The 25575-nt window shown below is 70.7% G+C and carries 21 protein-coding genes and 1 riboswitch; of the genes, 10 read left to right on the forward strand and 11 right to left on the reverse strand.

Features of this window, described 5'->3' with window-relative positions:
• Positions 1-177: 177 nt before the first annotated feature.
• Positions 178-798, forward strand: coding sequence for a superoxide dismutase (locus tag ACYVDG_RS19840; protein ID WP_460755130.1), 621 nt, complete (start codon positions 178-180; stop codon positions 796-798).
• Between the two features lie 121 nt (positions 799-919).
• On the opposite strand, the gene ACYVDG_RS19845 is transcribed toward ACYVDG_RS19840, so the two are convergent.
• Entirely contained in the window at positions 920-2395 is a 1476-nt protein-coding gene (locus tag ACYVDG_RS19845) for an aminotransferase-like domain-containing protein (protein ID WP_460755133.1), read from the reverse strand.
• A 315-nt stretch (positions 2396-2710) separates the two neighbouring features.
• Here ACYVDG_RS19845 and ACYVDG_RS19850 point away from each other — a divergent pair, with 315 nt between their 5' ends.
• Entirely contained in the window at positions 2711-3004 is a 294-nt protein-coding gene (locus ACYVDG_RS19850) for a DUF3291 domain-containing protein (RefSeq protein ID WP_460755136.1), read from the forward strand.
• Here ACYVDG_RS19850 and ACYVDG_RS19855 read toward each other — a convergent pair.
• From ACYVDG_RS19855 to ACYVDG_RS19875, 5 genes are all read right to left on the reverse strand, one after another.
• Entirely contained in the window at positions 2970-4160 is a 1191-nt protein-coding gene (locus ACYVDG_RS19855) for a hypothetical protein (protein ID WP_460755141.1), read from the reverse strand. The two genes, ACYVDG_RS19850 and ACYVDG_RS19855, sit on opposite strands and share 35 nt — an antisense overlap.
• Before the next feature lie 232 nt (positions 4161-4392).
• Entirely contained in the window at positions 4393-5238 is an 846-nt protein-coding gene (locus ACYVDG_RS19860; RefSeq protein WP_460755144.1) for a hypothetical protein, read from the reverse strand.
• Positions 5239-5679: 441 nt separating this feature from the next.
• The gene (gene fabI / locus ACYVDG_RS19865) at positions 5680-6483 is read right to left on the reverse strand and encodes an enoyl-ACP reductase FabI (protein WP_460755147.1); all 804 of its coding nucleotides are present in this window, start codon (positions 6481-6483) and stop codon (positions 5680-5682) included.
• A gap of 134 nt (positions 6484-6617) precedes the next feature.
• Positions 6618-7379, reverse strand: coding sequence for a dethiobiotin synthase (bioD, locus tag ACYVDG_RS19870; RefSeq protein WP_460755150.1), 762 nt, complete (start codon positions 7377-7379; stop codon positions 6618-6620).
• Positions 7376-8740 carry an adenosylmethionine--8-amino-7-oxononanoate transaminase gene (locus ACYVDG_RS19875; protein WP_460755153.1) on the reverse strand — a complete coding sequence of 455 codons (1365 nt, stop codon included), beginning with the start codon at positions 8738-8740 and terminating at the stop codon, positions 7376-7378. Before ACYVDG_RS19875 ends, bioD begins: the two co-directional genes overlap by 4 nt.
• Before the next feature lie 275 nt (positions 8741-9015).
• Between ACYVDG_RS19875 and ACYVDG_RS19880 the strand changes: the two genes are divergently transcribed.
• Positions 9016-10275: an 8-amino-7-oxononanoate synthase gene (locus ACYVDG_RS19880; protein ID WP_460755157.1), complete on the forward strand. Its 1260-nt coding sequence runs from the start codon at positions 9016-9018 to the stop codon at positions 10273-10275.
• Positions 10276-10325: 50 nt separating this feature from the next.
• Positions 10326-11774 carry an SGNH/GDSL hydrolase family protein gene (locus ACYVDG_RS19885; RefSeq protein WP_460755160.1) on the forward strand — a complete coding sequence of 483 codons (1449 nt, stop codon included), beginning with the start codon at positions 10326-10328 and terminating at the stop codon, positions 11772-11774.
• On the opposite strand, the gene ACYVDG_RS19890 is transcribed toward ACYVDG_RS19885, so the two are convergent.
• Positions 11771-13105: an isocitrate lyase/PEP mutase family protein gene (locus ACYVDG_RS19890; RefSeq protein ID WP_460755164.1), complete on the reverse strand. Its 1335-nt coding sequence runs from the start codon at positions 13103-13105 to the stop codon at positions 11771-11773. The two genes, ACYVDG_RS19885 and ACYVDG_RS19890, sit on opposite strands and share 4 nt — an antisense overlap.
• 65 nt (positions 13106-13170) lie before the next feature.
• On the opposite strand from ACYVDG_RS19890, the gene ACYVDG_RS19895 reads away from it, so the two are divergent.
• On the forward strand, positions 13171-13857 hold the full coding sequence (locus ACYVDG_RS19895) for an ArsR/SmtB family transcription factor (RefSeq protein ID WP_460755167.1): 687 nt from the start codon (positions 13171-13173) through the stop codon (positions 13855-13857).
• A 111-nt stretch (positions 13858-13968) separates the two neighbouring features.
• On the opposite strand, the gene rocD is transcribed toward ACYVDG_RS19895, so the two are convergent.
• Positions 13969-15243: an ornithine--oxo-acid transaminase gene (gene rocD, locus ACYVDG_RS19900; protein ID WP_460755170.1), complete on the reverse strand. Its 1275-nt coding sequence runs from the start codon at positions 15241-15243 to the stop codon at positions 13969-13971.
• A 374-nt stretch (positions 15244-15617) separates the two neighbouring features.
• On the opposite strand from rocD, the gene ACYVDG_RS19905 reads away from it, so the two are divergent.
• The 3 genes from ACYVDG_RS19905 (at position 15618) to thiD (ending at position 19537) form a co-directional block, all read left to right on the forward strand.
• The gene (locus tag ACYVDG_RS19905; protein WP_460755176.1) at positions 15618-17303 is read left to right on the forward strand and encodes an acyl-CoA synthetase; all 1686 of its coding nucleotides are present in this window, start codon (positions 15618-15620) and stop codon (positions 17301-17303) included.
• Between the two features lie 363 nt (positions 17304-17666).
• Positions 17667-18596 carry a DUF368 domain-containing protein gene (locus tag ACYVDG_RS19910; protein WP_460755180.1) on the forward strand — a complete coding sequence of 310 codons (930 nt, stop codon included), beginning with the start codon at positions 17667-17669 and terminating at the stop codon, positions 18594-18596.
• Between the two features lie 44 nt (positions 18597-18640).
• Positions 18641-18741, forward strand: a riboswitch (TPP riboswitch).
• Positions 18734-19537 carry a bifunctional hydroxymethylpyrimidine kinase/phosphomethylpyrimidine kinase gene (gene thiD / locus ACYVDG_RS19915; RefSeq protein ID WP_460755183.1) on the forward strand — a complete coding sequence of 268 codons (804 nt, stop codon included), beginning with the start codon at positions 18734-18736 and terminating at the stop codon, positions 19535-19537. (Overlaps the previous riboswitch by 8 nt.)
• A 93-nt stretch (positions 19538-19630) precedes the next feature.
• On the opposite strand, the gene ACYVDG_RS19920 is transcribed toward thiD, so the two are convergent.
• Together ACYVDG_RS19920 and ACYVDG_RS19925 are read right to left on the reverse strand one after the other, a co-directional pair.
• Positions 19631-21049 carry an alanine/glycine:cation symporter family protein gene (locus ACYVDG_RS19920; protein ID WP_460755186.1) on the reverse strand — a complete coding sequence of 473 codons (1419 nt, stop codon included), beginning with the start codon at positions 21047-21049 and terminating at the stop codon, positions 19631-19633.
• Between the two features lie 205 nt (positions 21050-21254).
• Positions 21255-21506 carry a DUF6457 domain-containing protein gene (locus ACYVDG_RS19925; protein WP_460755189.1) on the reverse strand — a complete coding sequence of 84 codons (252 nt, stop codon included), beginning with the start codon at positions 21504-21506 and terminating at the stop codon, positions 21255-21257.
• 214 nt (positions 21507-21720) lie between these two features.
• On the opposite strand from ACYVDG_RS19925, the gene ACYVDG_RS19930 reads away from it, so the two are divergent.
• A complete protein-coding gene (locus tag ACYVDG_RS19930; RefSeq protein ID WP_460755192.1) occupies positions 21721-22992 on the forward strand; it encodes a glycosyltransferase family 4 protein in 1272 nt (423 codons plus the stop codon).
• Between the two features lie 102 nt (positions 22993-23094).
• On the opposite strand, the gene ACYVDG_RS19935 is transcribed toward ACYVDG_RS19930, so the two are convergent.
• A complete protein-coding gene (locus tag ACYVDG_RS19935) occupies positions 23095-24420 on the reverse strand; it encodes a pyridoxal phosphate-dependent aminotransferase (RefSeq protein WP_460755196.1) in 1326 nt (441 codons plus the stop codon).
• A gap of 148 nt (positions 24421-24568) precedes the next feature.
• Between ACYVDG_RS19935 and ACYVDG_RS19940 the strand changes: the two genes are divergently transcribed.
• On the forward strand, positions 24569-25519 hold the full coding sequence (locus tag ACYVDG_RS19940) for a LysR family transcriptional regulator (protein ID WP_460755200.1): 951 nt from the start codon (positions 24569-24571) through the stop codon (positions 25517-25519).
• Positions 25520-25575 lie beyond the last annotated feature (56 nt).

The following is a 25575-nucleotide window of genomic DNA, read 5'->3' on the forward strand; positions in this document are numbered from 1 at the left end:
GTGTTCGGTTGGTGGCCTAGAGGCAGCACCCGCTGGCGGACACCGTCCCGTTTATTCCCGAAGCGGGCACAAACGGCCTGACATCGGGTGTGCGGCCCCCTGGCTGATAGCTTGCTGCCTAGCGATCCCATCGCTGGTAAGCCCGACGAATCGCGTCATTGGAAAGGTGCGTCAGAGATGTCTGCGCCATACTCGCTTCCTGAACTGCCCTACGACTACGCGGCCCTCGAGCCGTGGATCTCCGGCCAGATCATGGAGCTGCACCACGACAAGCACCACGCCACCTACGTCGCCGGTGCGAACACCACGCTGGAGCAGATGGCGGAGGCCCGCGAAGCCGGCAACTTCGGCACCGTGAACCAGCTCCAGAAGAACCTCGCGTTCCACCTGGGCGGCCACGTCAACCACTCCGTCTTCTGGAAGAACCTCTCCCCGGAGGGTGGCGACAAGCCCGAGGGTGAGCTGGGCGCCGCCATCGACGACCAGTTCGGCTCCTTCGATGCCTTCCGCGCGCACTTCAACGCCGCGGCCACCGGCATCCAGGGTTCCGGCTGGGCGATCCTCGCCTGGGACGCCCTGGGCCAGCGCCTGATCATCGAGCAGCTGTACGACCAGCAGGCCAACATCGCCATCGGCACGCAGCCGCTGCTCATGCTGGACATGTGGGAGCACGCCTTCTACCTCCAGTACAAGAACGTCAAGGGCGAGTACGTCAAGGCGTTCTGGAACGTGGTCAACTGGGCCGACGTCCAGGAGCGCTTCGCCGCTGCCCGCGCGGGCAAGACCACGCTCGGCTAGAACCTCCGGGTTCTGACCGCTGCGGCGGGAACCGCCGAGGGCGGCACCACGGTTGTGGTGCCGCCCTCGCTGTGTGTCGGGGGTGGCTGCCGGCCGGCCCGGTGGTCGCTGTTGCGCCGGGTCAGACGACCAGGACGTCGGGGTGACTCTCGACCGGCCCGTGGCGGTGCAGTTCGCGCCAGGCGCGGACCAGCCGCCACACCAGCTCCTCCCGAGTGTCGCGGTCGAAGGCCACCGGCAGACGGAAGTACTCGTCGTGCTGGTCACCCGTGGAGGAGGACATCGCGGGTCCGGGCACCAGTCCGACGTCGTGGCAGAGCGCGACCTGGGCGAAGGCGCGGGCGTTGACCCCGGGCAGGTGGACCCACAGGGCGGCGCCGCCGTCAGGGGCCCGCCATTCCCACTCCGGCAGGTCCCGGCGCAGCATCGACTCCATGTGCTCCAGCGCGACGCGTAGCTGCTCGGAGCGCTCGTGCGCGAGTTCGGCGTAGCGGTCGAGCAGGCGCACGGCGACCGCTTGGTCCAGCAGGGGGCTGGCCAGGTCGGCGAGGACCTTGCGTCGGCTCAGCCGGAGCGCCATCTCGGCGGGGGCGCGCAGCCAGCCGATGCGCAGCCCTGCCCACCCCACCTTGGACAGCGAGTCGACGGTGATGATCTCGGCGCCGCGCGGGGCGTACGCGGCCAGCGGAGCGGGTTCGTCGGCGGCGCGGATCCCGGTGTAGGCGCTGTCCTCCAGGACGGGCACCCCGTGGCGGGCCGACATCTCCCCCAGCTCGCGTCGGCGGGCCGCGGACATCATCGTGCCGGTCGGGTTGTGGTACGAGGGCATGACGTACAGCAGGTGGGGCGCCTTCTCGGCGAAGGCGCGGCGCACCCCGTTGGCGTCGATCCCCTGGTCGTCCAAGGGAACCGGGTGGACGGTGGCTCCCCGGTCGCGGATGAGGTCCAGGCATCCGGCGAAGCTCGGGTCCTCGGCCACCACCGGCGAACCGTTGCGCAGGTAGAGCTGCGCAACCATGGCGACGGCCTGGTGGGCACCGGTGGTGACCACGATCTGGTCGGGGTTCGTGGGTAGGCCTTGGTGCTCGTAGTACTCGGCGATCGCCTCGCGCAAGGCGGGCAGACCGCGCGGGTAATAGGTGCTCTCGGCCATGAGTGCGGGCAGGTCCTCGGCGACCATCTCGCGGATCGCGGTCTCGACTTTGCCCAGCGCGGGTGTGTTCAGGCACGACGCGGAGATGACGGAGTCGTCGCTCTGGAGGAGGTTGCGGTACATGGGGTTGCCGTTGCCGTTGGCGGTCCACCCGTCCGCGCGCACGGGCGCCCTGGTGCTGCACACCCGGGTGCCGCTGCCCTGGCGGCTCTCGAGGATTCCCTCGTCGCGCAAGTGGTCGTAGGCGGAGACCACTGTGGTGCGGCTGATCCGCAGCGCGGTGGCGAGGTTGCGCTCGGAGGGCAGGCGTTCCCCGGGGACGAGGGAGCCCTGGTCGACCAGCCCCCGCAGGGATGCGGCCAGGCGCCGGTAGAGCGCGCCCGTACCGCTGGACCAGTTGCCCACGAGGTCCACGAGTTCATCGGTACGCCGAACAGGGTCCATTTCTCGCTCCATTGGCTCTACTCGTTCTCGGCCCAGGCTTCGATACTGGCACTAGATCCACAGATACCACCAGAGCCAAAATGGACCCTTTATCAAGGACCACTTGCGTGAGGAGTTCCCATGCGTTCCCTGCTTTCCCGCCACACCCCCCACCACGTCGGCGCACGCACGAAGGCCGCCAGGATCCGTAGCTCCGCACCGGAACCGGACCTCGCCCCCCAGTGGCCGGTCCTGGTGGAGTCTCGCACCACCACCGGTGACCGCCGGTACCTCCGGCCCCTCGTCGCGGCGCTCCGGGAACAAGCCGCGGACCACTTGGGCCACTTAGCAGAGGTCCGCTTCTCCGACGAGGGGGACCACGTACACGTGGTGAGCCTGTGGCGCTCCCCCACGGACCTGCGGTCCTTCGTGGAGGAGGCGCACCGGGAACTCCTCGCCTTCCGCGCGGGGTCCGGCGGCTTCCCTACGGTGGAGCGGACCCTGTGGTGGTCCACCGCGGGTACCGGGATCACTCCGGAGGAGGCCGAGGAGCGCGCCGAGCACTTGCGCGTCCGCGGCCCGGGCCCGAGGGCCTTCACCCTGGGCTCCCCGGTCCCCCCTCCGGCCTGAGGGGGTCGGTGTCCCCGGTCGCCCCCAGTTCGTCGTCCGGCCCCTGGCCGGCCATTTCCAAAGCCAGCCGCTGGGCGTCGACGAGGGCGCACACGCTTTCGTCCTGCTGGTCGTGGGCGGCGCCGTCCACGATGATCCGGTCTGCCAGGCCGTCCAGCCGCGCGGCGAGCTGGCGGTCCTGTTCCTGGTCCTCGGCCCTGCGCACCTTGGCCGCGTAGGACTCCAGAACGCGGATGCGCGCCTCCACCCGTTCCACGTCGTAGAGGAGTGCCGCGCCGACGCGCTGGGCGGCCTGTCTGCTCCGTTCGCCCAGGGTCGTGGTCGAGTTCAGCCGGATGCGGGTCTCCGTCTGTTCGCACAGGCTGTCAGCGACCGCCCATTCGGCCTCCGTCAGGACCACCCGGTTGCGGGTCTCGTCCAGCAGCAGCCCCCGCCGGTGGATCGGGGAGTCCAGCACGGTGTCCACCGCCCGCTGGGCCCGGGCGAGCATGTCGTTGGCCCGCCGGTCCAGCATGTCGGCACTGACGTAGCGGCCGCGGAACGCCTCGAGGGTGCGGTGGGCCCGGGTGAGTTTGACGGACCACCACACCTCGTGGAAGAGGGTCACCCAGGCGGCGCCGAACAGCATGTGGCCCGCGATGACGGCGAGCGTCAGCAGGACCAGCCCCGCGGATTCGGGGAACCAGATCCACAGCGACAGGGGCAGGCTCGTCACGGTCATGAGGCCCACGAGGAGCGCGCTCCGGGCCGCGATGTCCTCCCTGGTCAACTCAGGCCCCGAGGTGGCCCGCGACAGGTCCAGGGACTCGCGCAGGTAGGCGACCTCGTCCCGGGACATGTCGGGGTCCACAGACTCCCGCCTCGGCAGCTCCCCGGAGAACGGGGTCCCTCCCAGGTCTCCGTCGGCCGCCTCTTCCGCCATCCGCAGGAGCACCCCGCGAGCCCTCATGCCGTGCTCGGTGACCACCCAGAGCCCGTCCCGCTCCCGCCACCGGACCAGGCCGCGGCGTTCGAGCGCACGCGCCGTGTCCTTGGGTGTCCCCTCCGCCAGTCGGCGGGACCCGGTCCGCGGACCGACGGGCACCGCACCCCAGAGCACCCACCCCATGGGCTCGGAGAGATGGACGGAGCGCCCGTCCAGAAGGAACACCCTCACGCCGTTCACCGCCCTTCGGCGCCCGGTTCCCTTGCCCCCTACGAGGTCCGGTCGCACGGTTGAGGAACGGTGTACCCGAATCCGGCGGGCGGGATGCCCCCTCAGAGTGGGGGTCAGGTGCCCGCTGTCCCCGCTCCGATGCATCGTCGGAGGTCATGGGCCCGCGAAAGCCTCAGGGATGAACTGGACCGGTTGCTGCACGCCCGCGTCCCAAGACCGGAAGGTTGCGGCCCTACTGAGCGGGCTCCTGGGGCTCCCGGCCGTCGCTGAGCGCGGCGATCTCCAAGGCGAGCTCCTGGGCCTGGACCAGTGCGGAAAGCGATGCGTCGTGCTCGGGCCGGCCCGCCCCGACCAGCTCGGCATGGTCCGCGATCGCGTCGAGTTCGGCCGCAAGTTCCCGGTCCTGTGCCTCTAGCTCGGCCGCACGCACCCGGTCGGCGTACGACTCCAGTGTGCGGATACGCGCCTCCACCCGGGCCAAGTCCTCGGCCAGGGCGGCGCGGGCCCGCTCGGCCGCCTGCCGACTGCGCTCACCGACCGCCGGAGTGTTCTCGATGCGGTTCCGGACCGGCGCTTGCGAGTACAGGTCGCGGGCCAGCGACCACTCCACATCGGTCAGGACCACCCGGTTGCGGGTTTCGTCCAACAGCAGACCCTCGCGGTGGAGTGGGGAGTCCAGCACCGAGTCGACCGCCGCCTGCGCCCGACCGAGCATGCCCCTGGCCTGGTCGTCGAGCGCCTCCCCGGTGGCGTACCGGCCCTTGTGCTCAGCGATGATGTGGAAGGGGTTGCTCCTCAGGCGCGCCATGGCGAGATCACGTGCATGCTTGTGCTTGACGTACGACCATCCGACGATGCCCCAGAAGATCGCACCAAGGATGAGACCGGCCCCGATTTCAACCACCATCAGGAGGAGCGTGCCGATGGCGGCGGAAACGCACAAAGCCACCCGGCCCCTGCGGCCTCCGAGGTACTCCGCCGGGACCAAGGTCGGAACCAGCGTCTCCTGTTTGCCCTTCTTCAGCGCCCACTGGAGAAGTCGCGCCTGATCGGCGGAGACCTCCGGGTGCACGGTCACACGTGTGTGCTCTGTCCCGGGTGCAACCGTCCCGCTGGGGGGCGTCGAGGTACCGACTTCGATGAGTGGATCTTCCGATCCACGCGCACCGAACCCGTGGTCCGCCTCCAGTGCATCGAACACCTCCAGCCCCGCGGCAGTCAGTAACCACGGCTCCTCAGGCGAGCGGGAGACCAGGCCGCGCTGTTCCAACGCCCGTGCCGTCGCGATCGGGACACCCACGTCCAGGGATCTCCAGTCGCGCGCACCCGTCACTGACACAGAGCCCCGGAGCGCCTGCACCATGTCATTCGACAGTTGGATCTGGCTCCCGTCTGGGAGGGTCAGCCGCATGACGCCCCGCTCACTCTTCTGGATTCCCGGTACCTGTGCCCCAGCTTAGCTAGGACCGGTCCAACGGTGTCCCCCAGCGGACCGGGGGACACCTCGGCACCCGGCGGGTCACGCCTGTTCGGCGTCCCCGGGAGCGGCGGGGGCGAGCGGGGCGCCCATGGCGTGGTAGCCGCCGTCGACGTGCATGACCGAGCCGGTGATCCCGCGGGCCGCGGACGACAACAGGAAGAGGGCGGGGCCCGCCACGACGGTGGTGTCCTTGGTGTCCCAGCCCAAGGGGGCGTTGTCGCTCCAGGAGTCGGCGATCTGCGAGAAGCCGGGGATGGATCCGCCGGCGAGGGACTTGATCGGACCGGCGGAGATCGTGTTGACGCGGATGCCCTGCGGGCCCAGGTCGCGGGCGAGGTAGCGCGCGGAGTTCTCCAGGACCGCCTTGGCCGAGCCCATCCAGTCGTAGACCGGCCAGGCCACGCTGGCGTCGAAGGTCAGGGAGACCACCCCGGCGCCGTCGGGGGCCTTGGCGAGCAGGTCGCGCAGGCCCACCGTCAGGGCGGACAGCGAGTATCCGGAGACGTGGATCGCCTTGGCCACGTCCTCCCATTCCGTGTTGAGGAAGTTGCCGCCCAGCGCGGACTCGGGTGCGTAGGCGATGGCGTGCAGCAGGCCGTCGACGTGGTCCCAGTGCTCACCGATCGCCTCGGCGGTGGCGGCGATCTGCTCGGGGTCGGTGACGTCCATCGGCAGGACGGCCACGGGCTCCTTGGGCAGCCGCTTGGCGATGCGCTCGCAGATGGAGAAGGCGCGGCCGGGCGGGTTGGTCAGGATCACCTCGTGCCCCTGGTTCATGGCTTCCTCCGCGATCGCGTAGGCGATGGAGGACTGCGTGGTGATGCCGGTGATGAGCAGGTTCAAGGGGTCCCCTGGAAGGCGGTGTACTGGCTGGCAGTGGCAACGTATCGGCGGGTGGCGGGCACGTCTGCCGTGGAAGGGCACAAAGAATCGGGCCCGGGTTTTGAAGGGGGCCGACAGAGGGCGGTGCGGCCGGGTCAGGCGTCCGGCCCCTCCCGTGCCGACCGGGTCCCGCCGAACTCCGCGGCCAGGCCCAGGCGGGCCGCGGCGGTGAACGCGCCGGGGGCCAGTGCTCCCATGCCCTCGGGCAGCACGCCGACGAGCGGGCCCGCACCCATGTCGGGCAGGTCGTCGAGGTTGCAGCGCATGGCCAACTCCGCCGGTACCTGAGCGCCCGGTGGTCCCGGCTCCGACTCCGAGCCCGGCTCCGGCTCCAGCTCCGGCCAGGAGCCCACCAGGACCCCGGCCGGGGCGAGGCCCCGGGTCCGCACCGCCTCGGCGGTCAGCGCGGTCGCGTTGAGCGTTCCCAGCCTCGGGTCGGCGACCACCAGAACAGGGGCGGCCAGCAGCACCGCCACGTCCGCGAGGGTCTCCCCCACCGCGTTCAGCCGCACCAAGAACCCCCCGGCGCCCTCCACCAGCACCAGGTCGTGTTCCAAGACCAGCTGGCGGGCGAGGTCGGCGACCTCCCGTGCCTCCGGACCCTCCCGACCGGCCCGGGCGGCGGCGCGCGCGGGGGCGAGCGGTTCCGGGTAGCGGGCGGTCTCGGCGACGGTGACGCCGGGGACCAAGCGGGCCACGGCCTCGGCGTCGCCCTCCTCTCCCGGGCCGACCCCGGTCTGGGCCGCCTTGAGGACCGCAACGCTCCGGCCCTCGGCCACGGCCAGGGCGGCGACGGCGGCCGTGGCCACGGTCTTGCCGACCTCGGTGCCGGTACCGGTCACCACCAGCACACTCATCCCCGCTCCCCCTCGTCTCCCCGCTCCCCCGCGTCCTCGTCGGCCGCCAGCGACGCCTCGACCGCGGCGACCATCCCCCGGGCGATCGCGGCGACGTCCCCGTCGGAGCAGACATAGGGCGGCATCGCGTACACGTGCTCGCGGAAGGGCCGCAGCCAGACCCCTTCGGCGATGGCTGCCCGGGTGGCCTCGCCCGTGCGCACCGGACGGTCCGTTTCGATCACGCCGATCGCGCCGAGCACCCGCACCTCGCGTACGCCCGGCAACCCCTCGGCCGCGGCCAGCCCCTTCCGGAGCCCGGCCTCGATCCGGGCCACGTCGCTCCGCCAGCCGCCCTTGGTGAGCAGCTCCACCGAGGCCAGCGCGGTCGCGCAGGCCAGCGGGTTGCCCATGAACGTGGGCCCGTGGGCGAGCACCGGGACCTCTCCCCCGGCGATCCCCTGCGCCACCCGAGCCGTGCACAGGGTGGCGGCCAGCGTCATGTAGCCGCCGGTGAGCGCCTTGCCCAGGCACATGACGTCGGGGACGACCCCGGCGTGGTCGGCGGCGAAAAGCTCCCCGGTCCGGCCGAAGCCGGTGGCGATCTCGTCGAAGACCAGCAGGACCCCGTAGGCGTCGGCGATCCGCCGCAGCTCGCGCAGGTAACCGGGGTGGTGGAAGCGCATCCCGCCCGCACCCTGGACCACGGGTTCGACGATGATCGCGGCCAGCTCGTCGGCGTACTCGCGGGCCAGCTCCTCGAAGGCCGCCAGGTACCCGGGGTCCGGCTCGGTGTCGAAACCGGCGGGCGGCGGGTCCGCGTACACCTGGCCGGGCAGGACGTCGCCCCACAGGGAATGCATGCCGCCGTCCGGGTCGCACACGCTCATGGCGTGGAAGGTGTCGCCGTGGTAGCCGCCCCGCCAGGTGAGGAAGCGGCGGCGGCCGGGGCTGCCCGTGGAGCGGTGGTACTGGAGGCACATCTTCATGGCGACCTCCACCGACACCGATCCGGAGTCGGCGAGGAAGACGTGTTCCAGGCCGTCGGGGGCGATCCCGACCAGGGCTTCGCCGAGCTCGGCGGCGGGGGCGTGGGTCAGCCCTCCGAACATCACATGGCTGAACCGGTCTACCTGGGCGTGCACGGCGGCGTCGAGTTCCGGGTGGCGGTACCCGTGGATGGCCGACCACCAGGAGGACATGCCGTCGACCACGCGGTGGTGCTCGCCGTCCGCCCAGAGGGTCAGGTGGACGCCTCGGGCATCGGTGACCACGTAGGGGGTCTCGGCGGCGGGGACGGTCGTGTACGGGTGCCACAGGTGCGCGCTGTCGGCGGCGCGGATCCGGGCGGGGTGGGCCGTCTCGGTGCTCGTTCGGGACATGGTGCCCTATTGTTCCCCGCGTACGGGCTCCGGCGCTCCATACGAGTAAGCCAGGAATAGCCGCGGAATCTTTGTGGGCTTCCACTGGTGACTCTCAGTCCCCGGACCGGCAGAGTCGTAACCGCCTCCCTGGCATGGGTTGGGCCGGGTCGCCCCAGCGGGATTGGCCGCCGCTGGGTCGACCCGCTTTCTGTCCCGCTTTCCGGCCGCGAGCCGGGCCGACCCCCGCTTTGCGCCCGCTTTTTCCGTCCACGACACGAGGAGCCCGCACCCGCATGGAACGCCTCGACGCCGGTGCCCGCAGCGCCCACCGTCCGTGGACCCTGCGTGCCACCAGGCCCAGTCCCGAACCCTCTCCGGGGCCGCTGCCCGCCGGGCACCCGCTCGCCTGGTTGGACGGGGCAGCCGAGAGCCGGGCCAGGGCCGGGCTGACGCGCCGCACGGTGCCCAGGCCCCCGTCGGACGATGTACTGGACCTGGCCGGGAACGACTACCTGGGGCTGATGCGCCACCCGGACGTGGTGGCGGCCGCGGCCGACGCGGCCCACATCTGGGGCGCGGGCGCGGGCGGTTCACGCCTGGTCACCGGAGACACGGAGCTGCACGGTGAGTTGGAGCGCGAGCTGGCGGACTTCCACGGCGCGGAGGCCGCCCTGGTGTTCTCCTCCGGGTACGCGGCCAATCTGGCGATGGTGACGGCGCTGGTCACCCCGGCCGCGGACGAAGTGGAGGCGCCCTTGGTCGTCTGCGACCAGTACAACCACGCCTCGCTCATCGACGCCACCCGGTTGGCCAAGGCCTCCGGCGCCCGGGTGGCGGTGTTCCCGCACGGTGACACCGAGCGCGCCGCCGAGCTGCTCGCGGAGGGCCGGGGGCGGCGGCTCCTACTCAGCGACACGGTCTTCTCGGTCGACGGGGACCTCACCGACGTCGACGCCTTGGCCGGGGTGGCGCGTGCCCAAGGTGCCGCGCTGCTGCTGGACGACGCGCACGGGCTCGGTGTGGTGGGCCCGGGCGGGCGCGGCGCGGTGGGCGGTTCGGAGCTGGGCGGCGCCGACGACGTGGTGGTGTCGGTGACCCTCTCCAAGTCGTTGGGTTCGCAGGGCGGCGCGGTACTGGGTTCGCGCCGGGTGATCCGGCACCTGGTGGAGACCGCGCGCACGTTCGTCTTCGACACCGGGTTGGCCCCGGCCGCCGCGGGGGCGGCGTTGGCGGCCCTGCGCGTGCTACGCGCCGAACCGGGGAGGGCCGAGGCGGTGCGCTCCCGGGCCCTCGAACTGTCCGAAGGTCTGCGCTCGCGTGGGCTGTCGGCGAGCCGGCCGGACGCCGCGGTGGTGTCGGTGCTGGCTCCCTCGCCCGAAGAGGCGCAGGACTGGCGCGCGGCCTGCCTGGGGCTGGGGGTTCGGGTGGGGTGCTTCCGGCCCCCGTCGGTCCCGGACGGCCGGTCGCGGCTGCGCCTGACCGCCCGCGCCACCCTGGACGGCGCCGATGTCCGCCGCGTTCTGGACGTCCTCGCCGCGAACCGCCCCGGGTAGTCTGGCGGATGGACTACTCGCCCTGTTGACCTGGGAGGCGGTAAGCGGCCGTGTCAGCGCGTGACGGTGAGCCCCCGGAGCCCGAGGAAACCCCCGAAGGCCCTGCTCCCTCGAAGAAGCGCGGCGGAAAGGTCCGCCGCGGCTGGTTCGGACTCAAGCACGACCCCGCCGACCCGGACCCCGACACCCCCGAGTCCGACGACCCGGAATCCGGACCCGGATCAGCATCCGACCGGTCCGGCTCCGACGGCGGAGCAGGCAACCCCGAGTCCGACGGCCCCGAGTCCGAGTCCAATTCCGAGCCCGCTGCCAAGGGCAAGGCGCCCAAACGGCGCCGCCGTGCGCGGATCACCCTGGTCACCGCGTCCGTCCTCGTTCTGGTCCTGGTGGTCACCCTGTCCGTGCCCACCACCCGCGACGGGCTGCTGCGCCTGTGGTGCGACGTCACCGGCGGTGTGTGCCCCACTGAACCCCTGCCGCCGGTCACGGAGGAAGAGGAGGTGGACTGGCGGGTCCGCATGGAGCCGGAGGAAGCCGCCCTGTGGGGCAACTACGTGGCCCTCGGCGACTCCTACTCCTCCGGGGACGGCGCGGGCGAGTACGAGGAGGGCACCGCGGAGCCCGGCGAGTGCTGGCGCTCGGACAACGCCTACGCCCACCTCATCGAGGAGGAGTTCTCCTTCGAGGGTGCGCTGGCCTTCTACGCGTGCAGTGCCCACCGGGGCGCGCAGATGCTCGAACAGATCGGCACCCCCGAGTCCCAGATCGAGCGCGTCACGGAGCACACGTCCCTGGTGACGATCGGCATCGGCGGCAACGACCTCGGGTTCATCCCCGTCCTGCGCACCTGCATCGTGCGGATGCCGCTCCTGGAGCGGACCGGCTGCACGGACCAGGAAGACGAGGTCACCGAGAAGATGGAGGAGTTCGACGAGACCCTCACCGAGGTGCTCACCGAGATCCGCGAGCGCGGTCCGAACGCCCGCATCCTGGTCCTGGGGTACCCGAGGCTGTTCCCCGAGGAACCGTCGAGCATGTACTACACCCTGTCCCCGAGCGACCAGGAGTGGCTGAACACGGTCGGCGAGCGCTTCAACGACCGGATCCGGGACACCGCCTACACCGTGGACGGCGACGTGTACGGTTCCCGCCAGGTCGGCAGCGTGGAGTACGTCAACGTCTTCAGCGCGCTGAGCGGCTACGAGGTCACCGAGGACGACGCCTGGTTGAACGGGATCGTCCTGGGTGAGCTGGGCGAGGGCATGCAGGTGGACCGTGCGAGCTTCCACCCCACCGCCGAGGGCCAGAACTCGATCGCCGAGCGCGTGCGCCTCCAGGTCGAGGAGGGGCCGGATCGGGTCCTGTACGCGTCCAGGGACATCCTGGAGAACGCGAACGAAGATGTCCTCACCACCGAACTCGGCGGCCCCCTGGACCCGGTGCACACCGACGACGAAGACGAGGACGGCGACGAGGACGACGACGCTGCCGACTCCTAGGTCAAGGGGTGCGGGTCCACCGTCGGCGGCTCGGAGCCGACCGACCTTCGCGTTTCCTCGACGTCCTCGTACGGCATGGCCGTGGGCGCGGCAACCCCGCTGCGGTAGGCGTTCACGGCGTTCGCGGCCTGGGTCAGCGCGGTCCGGAACAGGAGGGATCCGGTGCTCACCCGCCGGACGCCGAGGTCTCGCAATTGCTGGAACGGTAGCTCGGCCAGGAGGTTGAGCGGCGTTGCACCGAGCGATCGGACGAGGCCGTCGATCACGCCCGGTTCGCGGAGGCCGGGGACGAAGACGCCGTCGGCACCCGCGTCGACGTAGGCCTGTGCCCGTCGATTCGTCTCCTCCTTGTGCACCTGGAGCCAGTACGTATCGACGCGGGCGTTGACGAACAATTCGGGTGCCGAGTCCTTGAAGGCCGAAATCAGGGCGCACTGCTGCTCGATCGCCGCAAGATCCTTGGCACGCCCGTCCTCGATGTTGACGCCGGCGACGCCGATCGTCGTCAGCTCGGCCGCGAGCGCTCGAGGGTCGGCCCCGAATCCGGCCTCGACATCGACGCTGACCGGGACTGACAGGCGGACCAACGATCTCGCGAGGGCCAGGGTCTCCTGACAAGTGGCCCCCGTGGCGTCAGGCAGCCCGTGCGCAGCGGCAAGCCCGAGACTGGTCGTACCGACCGCGTGGAAACCCTGCTGGACGAAGGTCGCGGCTGATGCGAAGTCCCAGGCGTTGGGGAGCAGGAGCGGTTCGGCAGCATGATGGAGCTTCCTGAACGACAGGGCTCCGTCAGCAAGGCTGAGTGCGTGTTCGCGGCCGGGGCACGCGTGCCGTCCCGCACCAAAGGGTTGTTCTTCGAGAGGAACGATGACTTCCTCACCGGAGGGCGCAACGCGGCGCGTGACCGGGACGGGCGGTTCGTTGCCCGCGATGAGCGACCGCGTCGCGGCACATGCCTGCACCAGCAGTCCGATCCGGGCCGCGGTCAGCTCATCCCAGTCGCCGCCGGCCGCCGCGACGAGACGTGCGACGGCCGCGTCGGCCTCCGGTGGCGCGGGATCGTGTGGCTGGTATCCCTCCGCGACGATGTCGACATCACCGGCGACCTCGCGAGGTAGTCCCAGTGCCTCAGCGAGAGTCGCCACCGGGTGACCTGGTCGACGCAGCGATCCGGGCTCGACCCCGTGAAGCAGTGTGAGGGCCAGCGCGCGCCGACGCTCGTGGTCGGCGCCTTCGGAGAAGCGTGCAACGTGGGCGCGCAGCCACGCGATTCCTCCGGTCGAGTAAGGCACGGACGGAACCGCGAACCGCGGGTCATCGAGGATTCCCATGCGGCCATCATCGGCCCGCTTCAGTTCGGTGAACGCCGAACCGTGATCGTCCTACACTTGGCCTCGTGACAGCGGAGAACCTCGTCTCGGTCGCGGCCGCCCTCGCGGACGGGACACGCGCCCGCATCCTGGTTGCGCTCATGGACGGTCGGGCCTGGACGGCACGGGAGCTCGCGCGCCACACCGGTGTCGCGCCGTCGACGGCTACAGGGCACCTGAACCGCCTGGTCGATTCGGGTCTGCTGGTCGAACACCGGCAAGGGCGCCACCGCTACGTCCAATTGGCGGGAACGCGTATCGCCGAAGTAGTGGAATCCGTCGCCGCCCTCGGAAACCAGCCGACAGCGCCCGTGCGCGGCCTTCGGGAGGCCTCGGTCAATACACAGCTCGCCCGCGCGCGGACCTGCTACGACCATTTGGCCGGCGCACTCGGTGTCACCATCACCGATGCACTCGTCCAACAGCGCGTGCTCGTCGCGGAATCGCTGGCGCTCACGGACGAAGGTATGACGTGGCTCAGCGAGGACCTGGGAGCCCCGTTCGCACCGGGTCGTCGTCCAGCCACTCGGGCCTGTGTCGACTGGACTGAACGACGCGTTCACCTCGCCGGTGCCGTTGGCGCACACATCGCCGCCGTCTTCCACGAGCGCCTGTGGGTGCGACCGGCGAGAAGCAGCCGGGCGGTCGTCGTCACGCCCGCCGGCGGTCAAGCACTGGAACGGTTGCTCGGGATCGAACACGCACGGGCCTGAAGCATCCCGCCCGACGCTGGGGTGCCCCGCCCCGGATCCCTCCGAGGCGGGGCACCCGCCTTCCCGCACAGGGACGAAGCGCCTCATCTGCTGCGCCTCATCCCCTACGCGTCACGGCTGCTCGGACCGCAGTTCCGCGAGGACCTCGCCGAAGCGGTCCAGTCCCCAGTTGAGGTCCTCCTCGCTGATGATGAGCGGCGGCGACATCCGCACGGTCGACCCGTGCGTGTCCTTGACCAGGACCCCGCGTTCGGCGAGGCGCTTGCACAGTTCCTTGCCGGAAGCGAGTCCGGGGTCGACGTCCACCCCCGCCCACAGGCCGATGCTGCGCGCCGACACCACCCCTTCGCCGACGAACTCGTCGAGCCTGCGGCGCAGGACCTCCCCCAGCTTCCGGGCGTTCTCCAAGTAGGGGCCCTCGGTCAGCATCCGGACGACCGTGTGCCCCACCGCCCCGGCGAGCGGGTTACCGCCGAAGGTACTGCCGTGCTGGCCGGGCTGGATGACGCCGAGGACGTCCTCGTCGGCGACCATCGCCGAAACGGGCATGATCCCGCCGCCCAGCGCCTTGCCGAACAGGTAGGCGTCCGGCACGACCCCGGTGTGCTCGCAGGCCCTGATGGTGCCCGTGCGCCCCAGGCCCGACTGCACCTCGTCGGCGATGAACAGCACCTGGTTCTCGTCACAGATCTCGCGGACGCGGGGCAGGTAGTCCGCGGGCGGCACGATCACACCGGCCTCGCCCTGAATCGGTTCGATGAGCACGGCCACGGTCGTGTGGTCGATGGCCTCCTCGATGGCCTTCGCGTCCCCGTAGGCCACCGAGCGGAAGCCCGGGGTGTAGGGGCCGAAACCGGTCTTCGCCTCCATGTCGGAGGAGAAGGAGATGATGGTCGTGGTCCGGCCGTGGAAGTTGGCGCCGGCCACGACGATGGTCGCCTGGTTCTCCGCGACGCCCTTGACTTCGTAGCCCCATTTGCGGGCCACCTTGATGCCGGTCTCCACCGCTTCCGCGCCGGTGTTCATCGGCAGGACCTTCTGTTTGCCGACCATGTCGGCGAGGGCGCTCACCCACGGGCCGAACTGGTCGTTGTAGAAGGCCCGGCTGGTCAGCGTCACCCGGTCGAGCTGGGCGTGCGCGGTCGCCAGGAGGTCGGGGTTGTGGTGGCCGAAGTTCATCGCCGAGTACCCGGCGAGGCAGTCGAGGTACCGCTTTCCCTCCACGTCGGTCACCCAGGCGCCACGGCCTTCGGCGATCACCACGGGCAGGGGTGAGTAGTTGTGTGCGGATCTCGACTCCGCGAGTGCGATGTGGTCCGCGCTGGTGAGTGCCTGGCCGCCGGGGTTTCCGGCGGAGTCCTGCTGTCCCAGGTTCTGGGTGGTCATCTAGCAGCTCCGATCACCATTGACCGATGTCAGACGGTAGATACCCACCGTGAGGCGCGGTAGCGCCCCGACGGCGGAGATCCCCAAGGAGTTGAGCAGATGATCCGGTGAGCACACAAGGGGTGGCGGATGTCACCACCACATGTCGGGGCCCGAAATCCGCGCGTCATCAGGGCCCGCACATGCCCTGAGCGGGCACTGTTCAACCCCGCCCACACGAGGGTGACGCGGGGTGATTACGCAGGTGACGCGGTCCACAGCCCCAGTCGCGATCGGGGCCGCTCCTGACGGGTACGGTCGCTCCTAACCAGCCACAGCCGCCGCGAGCGTTCTCGCCGAGGACGGCAGTCTTTCGATCGTCAGGGAGGCCAGACGTGCCCCGTCACGCGTCACCGGACACCCCCTTCTCCCTCGCCGGCCTCATGGCGGCGGTGGCCGAAGCCGTGCCCGACCGGACCGCCTTGGTCGCCGGGCCCCGTCGGCTCACCTACCGCGCCTTGGACGAGCGGGCGACGCGCCTGGCCCGGCACCTGGTCGGAGTCGGTATCCGCCCCGGTGAGAACGTGGCGATCCTGTCCTTCAACCGCGTCGAGTGGGTCGAGTCCTTCGTCGGTGTGCTGCGGGCCGGCGCGGTACCGGTCAACGTCAACTACCGGTACGTCGCGGGCGAGCTGGGACACGTGCTCTCGGACTCGCACTCGGTGGCACTCATCGCCGAGGACTCCCTGGCCGCGACGGTGTCCGGGGTCCGCACGGACCTGCCCCGGCTGCGGCACGTGCTGCTGCTCGAAGACGGATCGGAGCGCGACGCGTCCCTGGCGGGTACGGACTACGAGGCGGCGCTGGCGGCACACGACGCCGACGGCTCCGACGTCGCACTGCCCGAGACCAGCGGCGAGGACCACTACCTCCTCTACACCGGCGGCACCACCGGCTATCCCAAGGGTGTGCTGTGGCGCCAGGCCGACATCTTCCGCGCCGCCGTGGAGCGGCGCGCCCCGGGCGTTCCCCGCGCCGGCAGCCTCCGCGAGGTGGCGGAGCGCGCGACCGCCTGCTTCCCGCAGCGGATGCTGGTGCTCGGACCGCTGATGCACGCCGCCGGGCAGTGGAACGCGCTGAGCATGCTGCTGTGCGGCAAGCGCGTGGTGCTGTCCACCGACCGCAGCTTCCAACCGGGCCGGGTGCTGGAGCTGGCGCACCGCGAAGGCGTGCACGCCCTCCAGCTGGTGGGCGACGCGATGGCACGCCCGCTGGCCCGGCACCTGCTCACCGAACCGTCGCTGTGCCCGGACCTCACCTCGGTGCGGTCGGGAGGCACCCCCCTGACCCCCGCGGTGCGCGGGCTGTGGCGTGCGTGGCGCGAGGACATCACGCTCGCCGACTCCTACGGGGGTTCGGAGACCGGTGTGTGCGGTTCGGCGACCGTTCCCGACGAAGAGGTGACCGTCGCGGTCTCCGCCGACCGGCAGAGCTTCACCATGGGCGGCAGCATCTCCGTGCTCGACGACGCGCTGCGCCCGCTGCCCCCGGGCTCGGTCGAGGTCGGGCGCATCGCCCGGACCGGGCGGATCCCCCTGGGCTACTACAACGACCCGATCACGACGGCGCGCACCTTCCCCACGGACGAGGAGGGTCGGCGCTGGGCGCTGTCGGGGGACTACGGCACCCGGGCGGAGGACGGATCGATCGTTCTGCTGGGCCGGGGCAGCGTGGTCATCAACACCGCCGGGGAGAAGGTCTACCCCGAAGAGGTGGAGGCCGTGCTCAAGGCCTACCCCGGGGTGGAGGACGTGATCGTGGTCCCCGCGCCGGACGAGAGGCTCGGGCAGCGGGTGACGGCCCTGGTGTCGCTGGCCCAGGACGCGCACCCGGATGAGGACGCGCTGCAGGCGCACTGCCGTGTCCGGCTGGCCGGCTTCAAGGTGCCCCGGACCGTGCACTTCGTGGACCGGGTGCGGCGCACCGCGGTGGGCAAGCAGGACTACCGGTGGGCCTCGTCGGTGGCCAAGGACGGTTCCGGGAGCGCGGCCCATCCCTTGTCCGACTCACTCCCGAACTGAATCCGGCCCGTCTCCCGACCTGACCGGCTCACTCTCGACCCGACCTTTCGGTCTCAGGTGATTCCGCGACGCGTCCAACCGAAACCTGCGGTCTCAGTGCGTTCTTCCGCCTTCCCTCCCCTCCGGCGACGATAGACTTGGCGCTGCCCGGCCCTGGGCCTCGTCGCCCCTTCTCCCCCGTGGCGCGGCCGGGTGGCAAACCTACGCGCGGACGTCGGGCTCGGCAGCCTTCGGCGGCCGCCCGCACGGTCCGCGCGGACCAGCACCCCTTTGACTCTCCGGTCTCCAGTACGGAACCGGTGGCACCATCAGGACGGAGGACGGCGCCCCCTCCCGGGACTCCCCGGGCCCGCGCCCGACAACATGGCCAAGTCAGCAGGCTCCTACATCTTCAACTTCGTGCGCGGCGGGGCCGTGGGCACATCCGAGGCGCTGCCCGGCATCAGCGGAGGCACGGTCGCGCTGATGGTCGGCCTCTACGACAAGCTGATCGGCGGTGCCGGACACGTGGTCAGCGGCATCAAGCGGTACGTGACCGATGTGCCGCGCGGCCGCGGCAAGGAACGCGCCATGGAGCAGTTCCGGCTGGTCGACTGGACGGTTCTCCTGCCAGCGCTGATCGGCATGGGTGTGGCCCTCATCCTGGCCGCGATCTTCCTCGCCCCGCTGGTCGAGGTCTACGACCAGTACGCCTACGCCCTGTTCTTCGGACTGGTCCTGGCCTGCCTCTACATCCCCTACACGGGGGCGGGCAAGCGCTGGCAGCCCTGGCACTACCTCGTCGCCCTCACCTTCGCCGCACTCGCCTTCTTCCTCACCGGCCTGCCGGGCGCCAACCTGCCCACTCACCCGGTGATCGTGTTCTTCGCCGCCGCCGTGGCCATCTGCGCCCTGGTCCTGCCGGGCCTGTCTGGCTCTTTCATCCTCCTGACCCTGGGCCTGTACGAGCCCACCATGGCCGCCCTGCGCAGCGCCGACATCCCGTACATCACCGTGTTCGTCCTCGGCATGATCACGGGACTGGCCCTGTTCGTGAAGCTCCTCCAGTTCCTACTGGAGAACCACCACCACATCACCCTCGTGGTGCTGACCGGGCTCATGGCGGGTTCCCTGCGCGCCCTGTGGCCCTGGCAGGACGACCAGCGCGACATCCAGCCGATGACCGACGTCCCGGCCACGGCCGCCTTCGCGGCGGCCGGCTTCGTTGTCGTCGTCGGCATGATCATCTGGGAGCGGCGCAAGCACGCCCAGCAGGAGGCCCTCGCTGAGCGCGGGAACTTGACGGTCCACTAGAGTCGGAACCACCACAGACGCATACGGTGCCGGGGTCGCGAGGCCCCGGCGGCGCGGGGTGCCGGAGAGAGTTCTCCCGGCTGAGAGCACACCCGTCGAACCTGCCCTAGTTCGCACTAGCGAAGGAACGCCAGATCATGAGCGCATTCAATGTCGTGTCGATCGCCGGAAGCGACCCCAGCGGGGGCGCGGGCATCCAGGCGGACCTGAAGTCCTTCTCCGCCCACGGGGTCTTCGGGATGAGCGTGGTGACGGCGTTGACCGCCCAGTCCACACGCGGGGTCACCGGGGTGCACGGTGTCCCCGCGTCCTTCGTCACCGACCAGATGGACACCCTGTTCACTGACGCGACCGTGCACGCGGTCAAGGTGGGCATGCTGGGTACCTCGGAGGTCACCGAGGCGGTCGCGGCCGCAGTGGACCGCTACCGGCTGCCCAACGTGGTCGTGGACCCGGTGATGGTGGCCAAGAGCGGCGACCGGCTGCTGGAGAGCTCCGCGACCGAAGCGCTGCGCACCGAGCTGCTGCCGCGCGCCGATCTGATCACCCCGAACCTGCCCGAGGCCGCCGACCTGCTTGGCGAGTCCGAGGCCTCCAGTCTGAAGCAGATGCGCGACCAGGCCGAGCGCCTGCTCGAACTGGGTCCGCGCCGGGTCCTGCTCAAGGGCGGTCACCTGCCGGGTGCGGAGAGCGTGGACCTGCTGGTCGACGGGGTGTCGGAGCCGGTGGAGTTCCGCGCCCCCCGGGTGGACACCCACAACACCCACGGCACCGGCTGCACCCTGTCCTCCTCGATCGCCGCCCTGATCCCGCAGTCCCCGGACACCCGGGCCGCGGTCGCCGACGCCAAGGCCTACCTGACCGAGGCCCTGCGGCGGGCCGAGGAGGTCGACGCCGGAAGCGGCCAGGGCCCCGTGCACCATTTCCACCTCTGGTGGTAGCCGGCACAGCCAGCCTGGTGGTAGCCGACACCTGAGCATCGAAAGGGGGACCGGACATGGCCGGTCCCCCTGGTCGTCCGTCCGGAGAAGGGGCTACCCCCGGACGTCTTCCATGACGGCGTCCGGGTTGCGCCAGTCCGGATGGCCGAAGAACTTCTTGGTCTCGGCCACGATGACCGGGGCCAGGATGACCAGACCGATCAGGTTGGGCAGGGCCATCAGACCGTTGGCGATGTCACTGAACAGCCACACCGAGTCCAGGCTGGCGACCGAACCGACGAAGATGATCGCGATGAACACCAGGCGGTAAGGCAGCACGAGCGTGCGGCCGCCCAGGAACTCCACACAGCGCTCGCCGTAGTACGCCCAGCCGAGCAGGGTGCTGAAGGCGAACACCGCGACGGACAGGGCGACGATGTAGGCGCCGGCGGCAGCGGCGCCGGGGCCGATGGCACCCAGGCCCTCGGTCATAGCCTGGGAGGTGAGCAGCGAGCCGTCCTCGGGTTCTGCCACCTGCCAAGCACCGGTGACGATGATGACCAGACACGTCATGCTGACCACGATGATGGTGTCGATGAAGGTCTGGGTCATGGACACCATGGCCTGCCGCACCGGCTGCCTGGTCTTCGCGGCGGCGGCGGCGATACCGCCGGTGCCCAGTCCCGACTCGTTGGAGAAGATGCCGCGCGCGAAACCCATCTGGATGGCGAGCATGACGCCCGCACCGACGAACCCGCCGGTCGCGGAAGTGCCGGTGAAGGCGCTGACGAAGACCAGCTGGAACGCGGGGAGCAGGGCATCCCAGTTGGCTGCGAGCACGACCAGGCAGATGCCGACGTAGCCGATGATCATGATCGGCACCAGGCCGGAGGCGACACGGCCGATGCTCTTGATTCCGCCGAGGATGACGGCTCCGGCGAGAACCATCAGGACGATGCCGACGATCCACGGCTCGATGCCGGTGACACTGTTGACCTGCTGGGCCACGGTATTGGCCTGGGTACCGTTACCGATACCGAAGGCGGCGATGGCCCCGAAGACCGCGAACGAGACTCCGAGGACCGTGCCGAGGCCGCCCTTGATCCCGTGCTTGAGGTAGTACATCGGTCCGCCGCTCTGTTCGCCCTTGGCGTCGGTGCGGCGGTACTTCACCCCCAGGAGGGCTTCGCTGTACTTGGTGGCCATTCCGAAGATGCCGATGACCCACATCCAGAACAGCGCGCCCGGACCACCGATACCGATGGCAAGGGCGGCGCCCGCGATGTTGCCGACACCGACGGTGGCCGCGAGAGCGGTACTCAGCGCCTGGTAGTGCGAGATATCGCCCTCGACGGACGGGTCCTCCTTGCGCCGGATCAGGGCCAGCCACAGGGCGTGCGGCAGCCGGAGCAGTTGGAGGACGCGGAGACGGACGGTGAGGTAGACACCGACACCGAGCAGCAACGGAATGAGGACGAAGGGTCCCCAGATGATGTCGCTGACGATCTCAGCCATCTCAAGGAGTTGGTCCACGGGGGATCTCCCTTTCGGTGGGTGTGTGGGGCCGAGGAAACCTAGGCGGTGACGCGGTAACCAGCGCCATCGAGATCACGTTGGCACTGGTAGTCGGTGCGCGATATCGGCAAAGAATGGCACTGACGCGTAACGAACGAATCACGTGTCCTCCACATGAGCATTTCTTCGTGTCCGCGCGCCATTCGGAGTACCCAATTTCGGGCTACTCCTCCGGGTTATCGACCTGTGCCAACGAGAGCCTGCTGAGCACCGCAGCCGCTGTTTCCGGGTCCGCACCCTGCCCCACAGCCACCCCGAGCAGGTAGGTCGTGAGCGGCGCGGCCGGACGCGCCACGGAGTGAGCGGCATCACGGGCCAAATCGAGTATGCGGTCGACGTCCCCCTTCTGGAGGGGGTCGGTTTCAGCGAGGTCGAGCTCGGTTCGCACCAGCTCTGCCCATTCCACGAGCGTCACCGCATGACTCCTTAGCGTAATCATAGAACTATTTTTGGCGATGGTAGCCACCAGTGGGTCACACGGTGGTCAGTTGACCGTACAGACACCGTCACCACCTACTCGACACTCCCACGTTCCGGCTTCGGCCGCGGTTCCCGTACGCCACGGTCCGTGTTCACCCGGCACGCCTAGCGTCGTAGAAGGCAAGACCACGGCGTTGGGAGCTCCCCGTATGTCCCCCGCATCCCCGTCCCACGACCGGCGAACGCCCCTGCGCGTGGCGATCGTGACCGAGTCCTTCCTTCCACAGGTCAACGGGGTCACCAACTCCGTGTGCCGGGTCGCCGAGCACCTCGCGGCCGAGGGCCACGAAGCCGTGCTGCTGGCCCCCGGCCGCGGTCCCACCTCGTACGCGGGCTTCCCCGTCCTGCGGATGCCCGCCCTCCCCCTGCCCGTCTACCGGGACTTCCCGGTCGGCCTGCCCTACCGCCGGGCGATGACGGCGGCCCTGCGCGCCTTCGCCCCCGACGTCCTCCACCTGGCCTCCCCGGCACTGTTCGGCGCGGCGGCGGTGGACGTCGCCCGCAGGTGGGCCCTGCCGACCCTGGCGGTGTTCCAGACCGACCTCCCCGGGTTCGCCGAGCGCTACCGCATGCCCGGCTCCGAGGCCCTCTGGACTCTGCTGCGCCGGACCCACGCCGCGGTGGACCGCACCCTGGCCCCCTCCTCCGCCACCTTGGCCGCCCTGTCGGACCGGGGCTTCCCCCGGATCGACCTCTGGCGGCGCGGGGTGGACACGGCACGCTTCTCCCCCGAGCACCGCTCCGAAGAGCTGCGCCGTCGGCTGGCCCCGAACGGGGAAGCCCTCGTGGGATACGTGGGCCGGTTGTCCCGGGAGAAGCGGGTGGATCTGCTGGCGCACCTGGCCAGGATCCCGGGTCTGCGGCTGGTGGTGGTCGGGGACGGACCCGAACGCGCCCGGCTGCGGCGGCTCCTGCCGGGCGCCGTCTTCACCGGACAGCGCACCGGCGCGGACCTGTCGCGGCTGTACGCGGCCCTGGACGTGTTCGTGCACACGGGTGCGGACGAGACCTTCTGCCAGACGGTCCAGGAGGCTCTGGCCTCAGGGGTGCCGGTGGTGGCGCCCGCCGCGGGCGGGCCCGTGGACCTGGTGGCTCCGGAGCGCAACGGGCTCCTGTACGCGCCGGACTCGGTCCGGGAGCTGCGGGTGGCTGTGGGGCGGTTGGCGCACAACCGCGAGGTGCGGGCACGGATGACGGCCGGGGCCCGGCCTTCGGTGGCACACCGGACGTGGGCGTCGGTCAACGCCGAGCTGGTGGATCACTACCGGGCGGTCATCACGCCCAGCCGCGAGCTGGCCTCGAACGCGAACTCCGGGGCGGACACGCGCACCGGAGCGAGCTCCGGGGCCGGCGCGGGCCCTGGAGCGGGCACGGGCGCTGGGGCCGGCGCGGGCCCTGGAGCGGGCACGGCACACGCATAACGGGACCCTCCCTGGGAGAGATAGGGAGGGTCCCGTTGACTGTGCCCGCCTCGCCCCCTTTGCGGGGCGGGCACGATTGTGGGGCCGGTCCGGCCACCGGTGTCAGCGCACCGGCTGCACGACCGCCTTGGGGCCGGAGACGACCTTGCTGGGCGCCTCGGCCAACAGGGCTCCGAGTACCTCGGTGAGCCGGTCCAGGTGGGCGCGGATCCAAGGAAGGGCCAAGGGGTCCCGGGCGGACAGCGCCGCGTAGCGGCGGTCCTCGCCCTCCCCGTAGAGGAGGCTGGTGGCCACGCGCATGCGCAGGGCGTGGGAGCTCTCGCCGAACTCGACCGCGGGCAGGACGCCCATACCGAAGCGCTCCAGGAGGAGGCCGGTCAGCTCGGGTCCGGTGGTCACTCCGTGCCGCGCGGCCAACCGCTCGCGCACCGGCTCGAAGTCCGGGTAGAGGTAGAAGGCCGCACGCGGGTCGGCGACCGTGGCTCCGGCCCGGGTGAAGACGTCTGCTACGGCACGGGCCACGGTGCCGTGCAGGCGACGGCTGCGGTCGATGTGGTCGACCAGCTCGAGCGGCTCGGCGAAGGCGTGCGCCGCGGCCTCCTGGACGGGGGCTGCCGGGCTGGACCAGATCTCGCTGGCCACGCCGAGCAGACCGCCGCGCAGACGGTGGCCGATCTCGGAATCCGGGAGGCGCAGGACCCCGAGCCGCCAGCCGCCCAGGGCCAGGTTCTTGCTCAGGCCGGTGGAGATGACGGTGCGCTCGGGCGCGTACTCGGCGGGGCTGTGGACTACGGCTCGGTCCTGCCCCGCGGCGTCGACGTGGACGAGGTCGCGGTAGATCTCGTCGGAGATGATGACCAGGTCGAGTTCGCGGGCGACCTCGGCCAGCCGGCGGACGGTCTCGGCGTCCGCGACGGTACCGGTCGGGTTGTCCGGGACGGTGACGACCACGGCGTTGACGGTGCGGCCCTGTTCCCGGGCATCGCTGACGGCGGCGTGCAGCAGGTCCGGCTGGGGTACGCCGCCCTGGCCGGTGGCGGTGGGCACCATGATGGGCCGCTGGCCCACCAGACGGCTCTGTGCGGCGTAGCTGACCCAGCTGGGTGCCGCGATGGCGGTGTCGCCGCCGATCTCGAGAAGAAGGCTGTAAAGGAGGGGCTTGCTGCCGGGGCCGGCGATGACCATCTCGGGGTCGGTGGGTAGACCGCGGCGTCCCCAGTAGCCGGCGACCTCCTCGCGGAGAGGCTTGGAACCGGCGACGGGGCCGTAGGCGTTGGCGCCGTTGCCGGCGGAGAGCTGGTCCCGCATGACCGGGTGCACCGGCAGACCTGCCTCACCGAAACCGAGCGGCAGCACGCGCACCCCCTGGCGGCGCTTGTCGTTGAGGGCTTCGTTGACGGCGAGAGTGGCGGACACAGTGACGGTCATGGATGACTCATCTCCGGCTTGTCGTACGGCGCTTGGACGCCTTCTGATCTGGTCCTCTGTCCAGATGGCGGCCTTTCACCTACAACACTGCCCGCGATGCATCATCAGTACAAGCGAGTCTTTTCGATGGTGAGCATAAGATGTCCTTATGCTCGATCTACACCGCCTCCAACTCCTCCGCGAGTTCAGCGCCCGCGGCACCATCGCCGCCACCGCGAACGCCCTGGGTTACACGCCTTCCGCGGTGTCCCAACAACTCGCCAGACTCGAACAGGAGACGGGGGTCGCGCTCCTCGACCGGTCCCCGAGAGGCGCCGAACTGACCGACGCCGGCCAACTCCTGGTCAATCAGGCCGAGGAGATCCTGGCCCTGGTCGAGGCAACGGAGTCGGTGCTCGCGGAGCAGTCCGACATCGCGCTCGGTGTGGTGACCGTCACAGCCTTCCCAACTGCCGCCGTGGCGTTCGCGCCGCTGCTGGCCCCTCCCCTGCGGCGCCACGAGGGCATGCAACTGGTGCTGCGACAGACGCTGCTGGCGACCGGAACGCAGAAGGTGCGCTCACGTGAGGTCGACATCGCGCTGGTCGACGACTGGAGCGGCCAGCACCCGGGACGGGGGCCGGAGAGCACCCTTCGCCACGTGCACCTGCTGCGGGACCCGATGGTCCTGGCCGTTCCCGAGGACCACCGGCTGGCAGACCCGGAGGCCCCGCTGGCCTTGGAACAGCTCCTGGGCGAGTCCTGGATCGTGGCACCGGAGGGCGAGCGTTCGCGCTACGGCATCGAGAGACTCTTCGCGGAGGTGGGCGGGCTGCCCGCGGCGGCGTGGGAGTTCGAGGGGCTGGGGACGATCCTGAGCCTGGTGTCCAGGGGGATCGGGATCGCGGCGGTTCCCGCGCTGGCCATGGTGGGCGCCCCCGCGGGCCTGGTGTACCGGCAGCTGCCCGCCTCGCCGGAACGGCACGTCTACGCGGTCCTGCGCCCAGCCACCCTGCGGCGCCCCGCAGTCCAGGTGACCCTGGCGGCGCTGCGCGACGCCGCCCGCAGCGTGGAGGAGGAGCTGAGCCCTGTCACCTCCCGCATCCAGGGGCCCAGGTAGCAACCCAAGCCCCCGGAAGGGCGATCCAGGCCCCATGGAGGGCACAGCCCTGGCCC

It is taken from the genome of Nocardiopsis oceani (assembly GCF_054777395.1).

What these genes read in the sequence shown, in the direction of transcription:
- ACYVDG_RS19910 (WP_460755180.1), top strand. Translation starts at nt 17,667, where the DNA reads ATGGCCAAGTCAGCAGGCTCCTACATCTTCAACTTCGTGCGCGGCGGG.
- bioD (WP_460755150.1), bottom strand. Translation starts at nt 7,379, where the DNA reads ATGAGTGTGCTGGTGGTGACCGGTACCGGCACCGAGGTCGGCAAGACC.
- ACYVDG_RS19940 (WP_460755200.1), top strand. Translation starts at nt 24,569, where the DNA reads ATGCTCGATCTACACCGCCTCCAACTCCTCCGCGAGTTCAGCGCCCGC.
- ACYVDG_RS19935 (WP_460755196.1), bottom strand. Translation starts at nt 24,420, where the DNA reads ATGACCGTCACTGTGTCCGCCACTCTCGCCGTCAACGAAGCCCTCAAC.
- ACYVDG_RS19930 (WP_460755192.1), top strand. Translation starts at nt 21,721, where the DNA reads ATGTCCCCCGCATCCCCGTCCCACGACCGGCGAACGCCCCTGCGCGTG.
- ACYVDG_RS19840 (WP_460755130.1), top strand. Translation starts at nt 178, where the DNA reads ATGTCTGCGCCATACTCGCTTCCTGAACTGCCCTACGACTACGCGGCC.
- ACYVDG_RS19890 (WP_460755164.1), bottom strand. Translation starts at nt 13,105, where the DNA reads ATGGGAATCCTCGATGACCCGCGGTTCGCGGTTCCGTCCGTGCCTTAC.
- ACYVDG_RS19845 (WP_460755133.1), bottom strand. Translation starts at nt 2,395, where the DNA reads ATGGACCCTGTTCGGCGTACCGATGAACTCGTGGACCTCGTGGGCAAC.
- ACYVDG_RS19875 (WP_460755153.1), bottom strand. Translation starts at nt 8,740, where the DNA reads ATGTCCCGAACGAGCACCGAGACGGCCCACCCCGCCCGGATCCGCGCC.
- rocD (WP_460755170.1), bottom strand. Translation starts at nt 15,243, where the DNA reads ATGACCACCCAGAACCTGGGACAGCAGGACTCCGCCGGAAACCCCGGC.
- thiD (WP_460755183.1), top strand. Translation starts at nt 18,734, where the DNA reads ATGAGCGCATTCAATGTCGTGTCGATCGCCGGAAGCGACCCCAGCGGG.
- ACYVDG_RS19880 (WP_460755157.1), top strand. Translation starts at nt 9,016, where the DNA reads ATGGAACGCCTCGACGCCGGTGCCCGCAGCGCCCACCGTCCGTGGACC.